11 protein-coding genes are annotated in these 10,309 nt (G+C 65.5%); 2 read left to right on the top strand and 9 right to left on the bottom strand.

What is annotated here, in order from left to right; all coding sequences use genetic code 11:
• Nucleotide 1 precedes the first annotated feature (1 nt).
• Complete coding sequence (locus tag H3H37_RS08380) at nt 2-349, top strand: hypothetical protein (protein ID WP_182161342.1); 348 nt, start codon at nt 2-4, stop codon at nt 347-349.
• 73 nt (nt 350-422) lie between these two features.
• Here H3H37_RS08380 and cysM read toward each other — a convergent pair whose 3' ends face one another.
• Nucleotides 423-1,325: a cysteine synthase CysM gene (gene cysM, locus H3H37_RS08375; protein ID WP_182161340.1), complete on the bottom strand. Its 903-nt coding sequence runs from the start codon at nt 1,323-1,325 to the stop codon at nt 423-425.
• Between the two features lie 83 nt (nt 1,326-1,408).
• Nucleotides 1,409-1,957 (bottom strand): GNAT family N-acetyltransferase, encoded by a 549-nt coding sequence (locus tag H3H37_RS08370; protein ID WP_182161338.1) that lies wholly within the window; start codon nt 1,955-1,957, stop codon nt 1,409-1,411.
• A 123-nt stretch (nt 1,958-2,080) separates the two neighbouring features.
• Between H3H37_RS08370 and H3H37_RS08365 the strand changes: the two genes are divergently transcribed.
• On the top strand, nt 2,081-3,850 hold the full coding sequence (locus H3H37_RS08365; protein WP_182161336.1) for an FAD-dependent oxidoreductase: 1,770 nt from the start codon (nt 2,081-2,083) through the stop codon (nt 3,848-3,850).
• Nucleotides 3,851-3,873: 23 nt separating this feature from the next.
• Here H3H37_RS08365 and H3H37_RS08360 read toward each other — a convergent pair whose 3' ends face one another.
• The 7 genes from H3H37_RS08360 to H3H37_RS08330 all read right to left on the bottom strand — a co-directional run bounded on the left by H3H37_RS08360 (nt 3,874) and on the right by H3H37_RS08330 (nt 10,308).
• Entirely contained in the window at nt 3,874-5,268 is a 1,395-nt protein-coding gene (locus H3H37_RS08360) for a M20/M25/M40 family metallo-hydrolase (RefSeq protein WP_182161334.1), read from the bottom strand.
• A 118-nt stretch (nt 5,269-5,386) separates the two neighbouring features.
• Nucleotides 5,387-5,791 carry a ComEA family DNA-binding protein gene (locus H3H37_RS08355; RefSeq protein WP_182161332.1) on the bottom strand — a complete coding sequence of 135 codons (405 nt, stop codon included), beginning with the start codon at nt 5,789-5,791 and terminating at the stop codon, nt 5,387-5,389.
• A gap of 197 nt (nt 5,792-5,988) precedes the next feature.
• On the bottom strand, nt 5,989-6,933 hold the full coding sequence (gene rfaE1 / locus H3H37_RS08350) for a D-glycero-beta-D-manno-heptose-7-phosphate kinase (protein ID WP_182161330.1): 945 nt from the start codon (nt 6,931-6,933) through the stop codon (nt 5,989-5,991).
• A 9-nt stretch (nt 6,934-6,942) separates the two neighbouring features.
• On the bottom strand, nt 6,943-8,310 hold the full coding sequence (locus tag H3H37_RS08345) for a UDP-glucose dehydrogenase family protein (protein ID WP_182161328.1): 1,368 nt from the start codon (nt 8,308-8,310) through the stop codon (nt 6,943-6,945).
• A 40-nt stretch (nt 8,311-8,350) separates the two neighbouring features.
• A complete protein-coding gene (lapB, locus tag H3H37_RS08340; protein WP_182161326.1) occupies nt 8,351-9,526 on the bottom strand; it encodes a lipopolysaccharide assembly protein LapB in 1,176 nt (391 codons plus the stop codon).
• 45 nt (nt 9,527-9,571) lie between these two features.
• Complete coding sequence (locus tag H3H37_RS08335; RefSeq protein WP_182161324.1) at nt 9,572-9,877, bottom strand: LapA family protein; 306 nt, start codon at nt 9,875-9,877, stop codon at nt 9,572-9,574.
• 125 nt (nt 9,878-10,002) lie between these two features.
• Complete coding sequence (locus tag H3H37_RS08330; RefSeq protein WP_107141261.1) at nt 10,003-10,308, bottom strand: integration host factor subunit beta; 306 nt, start codon at nt 10,306-10,308, stop codon at nt 10,003-10,005.
• Nucleotide 10,309: the final 1 nt, after the last annotated feature.

Genomic DNA, 10,309 nt, shown 5'->3' with positions numbered 1-10,309 from the left:
CATGACAAACCAAGTCGGCATCGATATGAATAACGATTCGGAAGGCGATGATCTGCTGCAGTACAACCCGAACCGTCTGCTGGATACGCTGATCGAAAACCTGCGTCTGAAGAACGACGCAGCCCTGTCGCGCGCGCTGGAAGTGGCGCCGCCCGTGATCAGCAAGATTCGTCACCACCGTCTGCCGGTCGGCGCTTCGCTGCTGATCCGCATGCACGAGGTGAGCGATCTGAGTATCCGTGACCTGCGCTACTTGATGGGCGACCGCCGCAACAAGTTCCGCATCAGCGACAAGCAGTTCAAGCCTAAAGAAGGCGAATCGGGCGGCGGCAACAACAACCAGGGCTGATCGCAGTCCCTGGCTGTCGTCACCGCAGGCGACCCCTCCCCTCGCGTGGGGGCGAGGGCAGGAATCGTTGTCGTCAGGCCGGGAACACGCCTGTCGACAGGTAGCGGTCGCCGCGGTCGCACACGATGAACACGATGGTGGCGTTCTCCACCGTTTGAGAGATCCGCAACGCGATCTCGCAGGCCCCCGCTGCCGAAATCCCGCAGAATATGCCTTCCTCCGCCGCCAGGCGGCGCGCCATGCGCTCAGCCGCAGCTTGCGTCACGTACTCGATCTGATCCACCCGCGACTTGTCGTAGATTTTCGGCAGGTAGGCTTCCGGCCATTTGCGGATGCCGGGGATCTGCGAGCCTTCCTCCGGTTGCGCGCCGATGATGCGCACCTCGGGGTTCTGTTCCTTCAGGTAATGCGACACGCCCATGATGGTGCCCGTGGTGCCCATGGCGCTCACGAAGTGCGTGACCTGGCCGTTGGTGTCGCGCCAGATTTCCGGCCCCGTGCCTTCGTAGTGGGCGCGCGAATTGTCGAAGTTGCCGAACTGGTCGAGGATCACGCCCTTGCCATCCTTTTGCATCTGCTCGGCCAGGTCGCGCGCGTATTCCATGCCGCCCGTTTTGGGCGTGAGCAGGATCTGGGCGCCGTAGGCGGCCATGCTCTGGCGCCGCTCCAGGCTCAGGTTTTCCGGCATCAGCAACAGCATCTTGTAGCCGCGCAGCGCGGCCGCCATGGCCAGCGCGATGCCGGTGTTGCCGCTGGTGGCTTCAATCAGGGTGTCGCCCGGCTTGATCTGGCCCCGCTCCTCGGCGTGCAGCAGCATGGACATGGCGGCCCGGTCCTTGACGGAGCCGGCTGGATTGTTGCCTTCCAACTTGCCGAGAATAATATTGTTACGCGCCGCCGCGTCCGCGCCCGGAATGCGCGTGAGCTGCACCAGCGGCGTGTTGCCGATTGTGTCTGCCAGAGTCTTGTAAGCCATCGTCTTGAGCCTGAGTTCACTAAAACAAGCATTTTAATCCGAGATGGCATTACGCGTATTTCCGGCCCGGCCGGGCCTGGTGCTCAGCGCCGCAGCGCGCGCGACATGTAGGTGTAGCCATGCTGTTCGCCATCGATGCGGAACATGTCGGCATGCTCGCCCGTCTGCACGAAGCCGGTCGCCAGATAGAGCTGGCGCGCCGGGGCGTTGACGGACAACACCTCCAGGTCGATCCAGTCCAGCCCGTCCTGCGCCGCTGCCCACTGCACGGCCAATCCCACCAGGCGCCGGCCCAGCCCGATGCGGCGCCAATCGCGATGCACGCCCATGCCCAACATGCCGCGGTGCTGGGCATGCGGTTCGGGCCGCGCGCGCAGGTCGACATGACCGCGGATACCTTCGGGGCCGACGGCGACCCATGCGCGCCGCCAGCCGGGCTGGCCCAGCGGCGTGTCCAGCGCCTGACGGAACGCGGCCGCACGCTCCGGCGCCAGCGTCGGCTGGGCGCGCGACATGGGCTGGAACAGCGGGGTGCCGCCCTGCCCGTTCTCCTTCAGCTGGTCTCCCAGGTAGGCGAAGAAAGCATCATAAGTGGCGGGCGCGAGCGGAATCAGCGAGGTCTGTAGCGGCATGGTGATTTTGCTTTTTTGACATGAAGCATCAGTATAGCAGCTTGCACAGGTTGCAAGTTTTTGGCGCGGAGGCGCCGCTTGCGCTAGACTGGCTGAACCCCCTTCCCTCTTTTCGGAACCGCCATGGCCGCCAATCCGCTCGATTTCACGCCCGACAACGCACAGGATGAACCCGTCTCCACCGGCAAGCTCGACATCGAATCGCGCCGGCACCAGATCTTCCCCGTGCTGAGCGCGGCCGAGGTCAAACGCATGCACCGATTCGGCCACGTCCGCCATTTCGCCGATGGCGACCATGTGTTCGAGGCGGGCCGCACCAGCTTCGGCCTGATGCTGGTCTTGGCAGGCCGCATCGCCGTGAGCCGCCATGATGGCCTCGGCAACACCTCGCTCATCACCGAGCATGGCCCCGGCCAGTTCAGCGGCGAGGTGGCCCAGTTGTCGGGCCGGCCGTCGCTGGGCAACGGCACCGCCATCGGCGCCGTGGAAGTGCTGGTGATTCCATCCGAGGCGCTGCGCGCACTGGTGATCGCGGAGGCCGAACTGGGCGAGCGCATCGTGCGCGCGCTGATCCTGCGCCGCGTGGGACTGATCGAAGTGAACTCGGGCGGCCCCGTCATCGTCGGCCCGCGCGGCCACGGCCGCGTGCATGCGCTGCAAAGCTTCCTCGCCGCCAACGGCCATCCCCATTCGGTGCTGGACCTGGAGACGGATGCGCAGGCCGCCGCGCTGGTCGAGCACTACCATCCGCAACCGCAAGACTGGCCGCTGGTCGTGTGTCCTGACGGCGTGGTGAAGAAGAACCCCACCGTGGTCGAGCTGGGCCGCTGCCTGGGCATGCTACCCGAACTGAGCAGTGAGAAGGTGTGGGATGTGATCGTGGTGGGCGCCGGGCCGGCCGGGCTGGCCACGGCCGTGTACGCGGCGTCCGAAGGCTTGTCCGTGCTGGCGCTGGAGACGCGGGCCTTCGGCGGGCAGGCGGCGGCCAGCGCCCGCATCGAAAACTACCTGGGCTTCCCCACCGGCGTGTCGGGCCGGGCGCTGGCCGGACGCGCCTATGTGCAGGCCCAGAAGTTCGGGGTCGAGGTGGCCATCCCGGCGCCGGCCGGCAAGCTCATTTGCGACACCTATCCGCTGCAGGTCGAGATGTGCGGCAGCGGCCAGCGCCTGCGGGCGCGCACGGTGGTGCTGTCGTGCGGCGCGCGCTACCGCCGGCCCTCGCTGGCCAATTTGCGCCAGTTCGAAGGACGCGGTGTGTATTACTGGGCCTCGCCGATCGAGGCCAAGCTGTGCAAGACGGAGGAGATCGTGCTGGTGGGCGGCGGCAACTCGGCCGGCCAGGCGGCCGTGTTCCTGGCCGGGCATGCGTCCCGGGTCCACATGCTGGTGCGCGGCGAAGGCCTGGCGGCCACCATGTCGAGCTACCTGATCGAACGGATCGCGGCCACGCCCAACATCGTGCTGCACACGCATACGGAAATCGTGGCGCTGGAAGGCGACGACGACGGCTTGCAGCAGGTGCGCATCCTGCACCGCCTGAGCGGCGAGGAAAAGGATTACGACGTCTGCCGCGTGTTCCTGTTCATCGGCGCCGATCCCAACACGGACTGGCTCGGCGATTGCGGCGTGGAAGTGGACGAGCATGGCTTCATCCGCACTGGCTTCGACGTGGCGCGCGCCCAGTGCCGCGCCAATTTCGAGAAAGGCATCTATCCGCCCGAACTGCCCGCGCGCGCGGCGCTGGAGACGAGCGTGCCCGGCGTGTTCGCCATCGGCGACGTGCGGGCCGGCTCCACCAAGCGGGTGGCGGCAGCGGTGGGCGAAGGCGCGGCCGTGGTGGCGCAGATCCACGCCTTCCTGGCCAACTTGCCAATGGAAGCCGAAGGTCGATAACAATCAGCCGTTCGTCGCGGCCATCAGCGTAACGGCACGGGATAACTGGCCGGGCTGACGTTGCCGTCCTGGTCGACGGCCTGCACGCCGAAGTAGTAATTGTCCTTCGACAGCGGTACGCGGTATCCCGTGACCTTGCCGACGAATTGGGCGCCCTGCCAGTCCGGGGCGTCCGTCGCGCGCCAGACGACGCGGTAGCCGGCCAGGTCCGGCTCGGCATTGGGTTGCCACAGCAGCGCCGTATCGTTTTCCAGTTGCGCCGTGCGCACCTGCACCTGGCGCGGCGCGGCTGGCGCCAGCGCCAGCGAGGCCAGCGCCGCCGCGTTCACGCGCGCCACGCGGGCGATGTAATCGAAATCGTCGAACTGCGGCAGGTCGCCATAGACCTTGCCGTTCTCCGTGCGCAGGTCCTGGTGCTGGTGCGAGAAATCCTCGGCCGGTTCCGTGAAGCGCAGCGCCGCGTAGCCGCGCTCCAGGAAAGGCATGTGGTCGCCGCCGCGCAGGTAGCGGTCACGCCGCTGGATGATGTTGACCTTGAAGCCAGGCACATAGCGCTCGCCGGCCGCCTTCACGGCGCGCGCCAACTGGCGCGACAATGAATCATTCTCGCCGCCCGTTTGCACCAGCGTGCGCACGGTGGCGCTGTTCTCCTTCTGCACCGGTAAACCTTCCGCGAACAGGCGCACCTGCGTATTGTCGATCTTGCCGTGTTCATCGTGCGAGCTGCCGATGATGTCGTTGGTGAACATGCCGGCGATGTCGAGCTTGCGCGCGCTGGCCTGCTCGGCCCAGTGGGTGGCGCCCAGCAAGCCCTGCTCCTCGCCGGCTACCGTCATGAAGACCAGCGTGGCATCGAAATGGTGGCGCGCCATCACGCATGCCATTTCCATCACGGCGGCCGTGCCGGAGGCGTCGTCGTTGGCGCCGGGCGCGGCGCCGCTGGCGTCCATGATGTCGCTGTTGCGCGAGTCGTAGTGACCGCTGACCACATACATGCGCGCGGCCGACGCGGGCTGTGTGCCGGGCAGGGTCGCCACCACGTTCACCACTTCCGTCGGTTTGCTGATGCGCGCAGAAACGGGCGAGATGTGGCTGTCGAACGCCACCTGCAGGCGGCCGCCGTCGGCCGCGCCGCAACGCTCCAGTTCCGCCTTGATCCAGCGCCGCGCGGCCCCTATGCCCTCCGTGTCGGACACCGTGTCGGACATGGTGTGGCGGGTCTTGAAGCCGACCAGCTTGCGGATGTAGCCTTCAATGCGCTGGGGTGAAATGTGGCTGACGATCTGGTCGATCTGGGGCTGGTGGCGCTGCAAATCGGGACCAGATGCGGGCTCGGATGCCGGCACGGCGCCAGCGCGGGCGGCAAGGATGGCGGTCAGCAGGAATAAGCTGGAGCGGGTGGCGATGCGGTGCTTCATCTGGACTCTCCTGTCAGGGGACGCATCATCTTCGCACGGAAAGCAACTTATATTGCCGCCGGATACAAAAAACCCCGCGAGCTCGCGCTGGCGGGGTTGTGTGCGCGATGCGCGCAGCTTACTTCTTGGCCTTGCTGTCGGCCGAGGCGGAGCCGGATGCCATGGCGGAAGCGGAAGCCGGCATCGACTTGGCGCCCTTCGCGGCCGCTGCCGGCTTGCTGCTGGCGGCCATCGGCTTGGCCGGCGCGCCTTCCTTGGACTTGCCGTTCACTTGCAGGCCTGCTTCGGACAGCTTGATGGAGTTCTTCTCGCCAATACCCTTGACGCGTTTTTCCAGGTCGGCCCAGTCCTTGAAGTCGCCGCCCTTGGTGCGTTCCTCGATGATGGCCTTCGATTTGGCCGGGCCGATGCCCTTCACGGAATCGAGTGCGGCCGCATCGGCCTTGTTGACATCGACCTGTGCAAACGCAAAGCTCATCGTCGCAATCAGGGTAGCAACCGCCAGCAATAGTTTCTTGAACATGTCGTCATCTCCAAAGTGAGTGAGGAAGCAGGACCGCCAACGTGCCCTGAATCCCTATAACGGCCCGGGCGGACGCCGGTTGACAGCAAAATGACAACGCCCCATGAGCTGGCGCAAACCCGAAAAAAATCGGGACGTAACACCAGTCATGTTACGTCCCGAGTCGTTGCGTCCCGAATTGTGTGCAGCCAATGGCGTCAGCCGAACAATTCCTCGCGCGTGACGGTGGCCGTGCCCAGTTTGCCCACCACGATGCCGCCGGCCCGGTTGGCCGTCTCCACCGCTTTCTGCCAGCCTTCGCCGGCGCCCAGCATGGCGGCCATGGTGGCGATCACCGTGTCGCCGGCGCCGGAGACGTCGTACACTTCGCGCGCGGCGGCCGGCATGTGGAAGCGTTCATGTTCCGTGTACAGCGTCATGCCCTCCTCCGAGCGGGTCAGCAGCAAGGCGTCCAGTTTCAGGTCGCTGCGCAGTTGCTGGGCCTTGGCCGTTAGCTGCTCCTCGCTGTTCCAGCTGCCGACGATGCGGCGCAGTTCGGACTTGTTGGGCGTGAGCACGGTGGCGCCCACGTAGCGCGTGAAGTCGTCGCCCTTGGGATCGACCATCACCACCTTGCCGGCGGCGCGCGCGGCGGCGATCATGTCGGCCACGTTCACCAGGCTGCCCTTGGCGTAGTCCGACAGCACGATCACGTCGTAATCGGGCAGCAGGGTCTGGAACTGCACCAGCTTGTCGCGCAGCACGGCGTCCGTCGGCGGTTCCTCGAAGTCGATACGCACCATCTGCTGCTGGCGACCGATCACGCGCAGCTTGATGATGGTGGAGATGGCTTCGTCGCGCTTCAGATAGCTGCGGATGCCGCCATCCTGCAGCATCTGCTCCACTTCCGCGCCCGCCTCGTCGGCGCCCACCACGCCCAGCAGGCCGGCGTGGGCGCCCAGCGCGGCGGCGTTGCGTGCCACGTTGGCCGCGCCGCCCAGGCGCGCTTCGCGTTTTTCGATGCGTACGATGGGCACCGGCGCTTCCGGCGAAATGCGGCTGACGTCACCGAACCAGTAACGGTCCAGCATCACGTCGCCCACCACCAGGATGCGCACCTGGTCCAGCGCCGGGCCCTTGTAGGTCGCTACATTGGTACTCACTGCCACCTCTTACACGCGGGTGTGGATGGAACGGCCGATACCGTGGTATTCGAAGCCCGCTTCGGCCATCACTTCCGGTTCGAACAGGTTGCGGCCGTCGAAGATGACGGCGTTCTTCAGGCTGGCCTTGATGCGGTCGAAGTCGGGGCTGCGGAACGCCTTCCATTCGGTGACGATGACCAGCGCGTCAGCGCCCGTCAGCGTGTCCATCGGGCTGGTGGCGAAACGGATGCGGGCCAGTTCGGCCGCGTTGAAGTCGAGCGCCAGCACGCGGCGCGCTTCGTCCATCGCCACCGGGTCGTACACGGCCACCGTGGCGCCGCTGTCGAGCAACTGGCGCAGCAGCACGCGGGCCGGGGCTTCGCGCATGTCGTCCGTGTTGGGCTTGAAGGCCAGGCCCCAGACGGCGAAGTGCTTGCCGTTCAAGTCGTCGCCGAAGCGCGCGTTGACCTTTTTGCCCAGCACCAGCTTCTGCTTGTCGTTGACCGCTTCCACCGCGCGCAGGATCAGCAAATCCTGGTCGTACTGGCGCGCCGTGCGCTCCAGCGCCTGCACGTCTTTCGGGAAGCACGAGCCGCCGTACCCGGCGCCGGCGTACAGGAAGCTGTGGCCGATGCGCGGGTCGGATCCGATGCCGTGGCGGACCGCTTCGATGTCGGCGCCCACTTCGTCGGCCAGGTTGGCCAGTTCGTTCATGAACGAGATGCGGGTGGCCAGCATGGCGTTGGCGGCGTACTTGGTGAATTCGGCCGAACGCACATCCATCCAGAAGGTGCGCTCGTGGTTGCGGTTGAAGGGCGTGTACAGCTTTTTCATCAGGCCGTGGGCGCGCTCGCCTTCGGGCGTGTCGTCGCAGCCGATCACGATGCGGTCCGGGCGCATGAAGTCTTCCACCGCCGCGCCCTCTTTCAGGAACTCGGGGTTGGAGACGACCGAGAACGGCACGGCCACGCCGCGCGCGTCCAGCTCGGCCTGCACGGCGGCCTTGACACGGTCGGCCGTACCCACGGGGACGGTGGACTTGTCGATCACCACCTTGTAGTCGGTCATGTGCTTGCCGATGTTGCGGGCGGCGGCCAGCACGTATTGCAGGTCGGCCGAGCCGTCTTCGTCGGGCGGCGTGCCGACGGCGATGAACTGCAGCGTGCCGTGGGCCACGGCGGCCGCCACGTCGGTCGAGAACTGCAGGCGGCCGGCGGCGCGGTTGCGCGCCACCACTTCTTCCAGGCCCGGTTCGTGGATGGGGATGCCGCCGCTGTTGAGCATATTGATCTTGCGCTCGTCGACGTCGAGGCAGAAGACGTCGTTGCCCAGTTCCGCCAGGCAGGCGCCCGTGACCAGGCCTACATAGCCGGTGCCGATAATGGTGATTTTCATGTTGTTCCGCCTACTTAAAATTGGGCCCGCAACGGCCCCGTTAATTCATCACATTCAATTCTTCGGTGCGGCGCGGAGGGTAAGTCTCCCACCGGCTGCAACCGGGGCACTGCCAGTAGAACTGGCGCGCCTTGAAGCCGCAATGGCTGCACTGGTAGCGCGCCAGCTTCTGGGTGTAGCCGTGCACGAGGTTCTTCACCATCGACAGTTCCGACCACAGCGCGGCCGGCGCATCCATCAGGCGCGCTTCGAGCAGCTTGTCCAGGCCCAGCAGGGTCGGCGTGCGGCGCAGTTCCGCGCTCACCAGCTGCTTGGCCGCGTCCACGCCATCGAGCTCGATCACAGCCTTGAACACCACTTCGATCAGGTCGATCGACGATGCCTGCTCCAGGTAGGACTTGAGCAGGTTGACGCCTTCCTGCGGCCGGCCCACCTTGGTGTAGCCGTCCATCAGGCGTTGCGCCACCAGCGCCACATGCGGCACGCTTTGCTGTTCCACGCGGCGCCACGTCAGCAACGCGCCTTCCACATCGCCCTGGGCCAGCTGGGCGTCGCCGATCAGCAGCGTGGCGCGCACATTGGTGCGGTCGGCCTGCAGCGATTTTTCCAGCAGCGGCAGCGCGTCTTCCGGGTGCATGTGCACCAGCGCGTCCTGCGCCAGCTCGCAGTAGAACTGGGCGATCTCCTTCTGGCGCGAACCGGCGCCCGCTTCCTGCAGGCCCAGCGCCGCCTCGATGGCGCGCGGCCATTCCTTCTCGCGCTGGAAAATCTCCAGCAGCGCGCGCCGCGCCTGCACCGCGTATTGCGAGTCGAGCAGCTGGTTGAAGGTTTCCTCGGCGCGGTCCAGCAGGCCGGCCTTCAGGTAGTCCATGCCCAGCTCATAGCGGGCGTGCACCTGCTGCTCCAGCGGCAGGTCGGGCCGCGACAGCAGGTTCTGGTGCACGCGGATGGCGCGCTCAGTCTCGCCGCGGCGGCGGAACAGGTTGCCGAGGGCGAAGTGCATGTCGGCCGTTTCCGGGTCCAGCTTGACGATTTCGATGAAGGCGTCGATGGCCTTGTCGGGCTGCTCGTTGAGCAGGAAGTTCAGGCCCTTGAAATAGCCGCGCGGCAGGCTACGCGACTCCGACACCAGTTGGCGGATGTCGACCCGCGCGGCGATCCAGCCCAGTCCGAAGAAGACGGGGATGCCCAGTAACCACCAGAGTTCAAATTCCATGCGTGTTGTTGTGTGATCGTTGGTCGGTGCGCGATGCGGTGGGCATCACTGCTGGGTGTTGACGCTATCGGGCTGCGGCTGGGCGGTGGCCTGCTGCGCCGTCGTTTGCAGCGTCGCGATGGTGGTTTTGTGTTTGGTCGTTTCGCGCCGGTGGCGGAACACGGTGGGGGTGAGCGCCAGCACGCCGAGGACGGCGCCGGCCACGAAGAATCCGAGCAGCATCAGCACCAGCGGGCCGCGCAGCTCATAATTGAGGAAGAAGTGCAGATCCACTTCCTGGGTATTTTTCAGGGCAAAACCAAAAAACAAGACGAAAAGAACGAATCCAATGATCGTGGATATGAATTTCATTAGCCTGGTTCCTGTTCCGGAATTCAAAGAGCGACAGTATGGCACCAGAATCCGGTTACGACAAAATGGATAAAAAAAGCGGCATCCACGGACGCCGCTTTTTTACATCGAATCCTTCAGACGCTTCAGTCCTCGATGATCGGTTGCCCGACCATCGCGTCGACCCGCTCGCGCAACTGCTTGCCCGGCTTGAAGTGGGGCACCCGTTTTTCGGGCACCATCACCTTGTCGCCGGACTTGGGATTGCGTCCTATGCGCGGTGGCCGGCTGTTGAGGGCAAAGCTGCCAAAACCGCGGATCTCGATGCGCTGGCCACTCGCCAGGGCGGTGGTCATCGCATCGAGAATGGTCTTGACGGCGTATTCCGCATCTTTGGCCACCAGCTGAGAATAGCGCTCAGCCAGGCGGTTGATCAACTCGGACTTGGTCATC

This window comes from Rugamonas brunnea (genome assembly GCF_014042345.1).
Taxonomy (GTDB): domain Bacteria; phylum Pseudomonadota; class Gammaproteobacteria; order Burkholderiales; family Burkholderiaceae_D; genus Rugamonas; species Rugamonas brunnea.
Note: the sequence above shows the minus strand (reverse complement) of the source record. Positions and strands in the feature narration are given on the sequence as shown.

Excerpts from the sequence above, each read along its gene's own strand:
- H3H37_RS08380 (WP_182161342.1), top strand. The coding sequence starts at position 2 with ATGACAAACCAAGTCGGCATCGATATGAATAACGATTCGGAAGGCGAT.
- cysM (WP_182161340.1), bottom strand. The coding sequence starts at position 1,325 with ATGGCTTACAAGACTCTGGCAGACACAATCGGCAACACGCCGCTGGTG.
- H3H37_RS08370 (WP_182161338.1), bottom strand. The coding sequence starts at position 1,957 with ATGCCGCTACAGACCTCGCTGATTCCGCTCGCGCCCGCCACTTATGAT.
- H3H37_RS08365 (WP_182161336.1), top strand. The coding sequence starts at position 2,081 with ATGGCCGCCAATCCGCTCGATTTCACGCCCGACAACGCACAGGATGAA.
- H3H37_RS08360 (WP_182161334.1), bottom strand. The coding sequence starts at position 5,268 with ATGAAGCACCGCATCGCCACCCGCTCCAGCTTATTCCTGCTGACCGCC.
- H3H37_RS08355 (WP_182161332.1), bottom strand. The coding sequence starts at position 5,791 with ATGTTCAAGAAACTATTGCTGGCGGTTGCTACCCTGATTGCGACGATG.
- H3H37_RS08345 (WP_182161328.1), bottom strand. The coding sequence starts at position 8,310 with ATGAAAATCACCATTATCGGCACCGGCTATGTAGGCCTGGTCACGGGC.
- lapB (WP_182161326.1), bottom strand. The coding sequence starts at position 9,526 with ATGGAATTTGAACTCTGGTGGTTACTGGGCATCCCCGTCTTCTTCGGA.
- H3H37_RS08335 (WP_182161324.1), bottom strand. The coding sequence starts at position 9,877 with ATGAAATTCATATCCACGATCATTGGATTCGTTCTTTTCGTCTTGTTT.
- H3H37_RS08330 (WP_107141261.1), bottom strand. The coding sequence starts at position 10,308 with ATGACCAAGTCCGAGTTGATCAACCGCCTGGCTGAGCGCTATTCTCAG.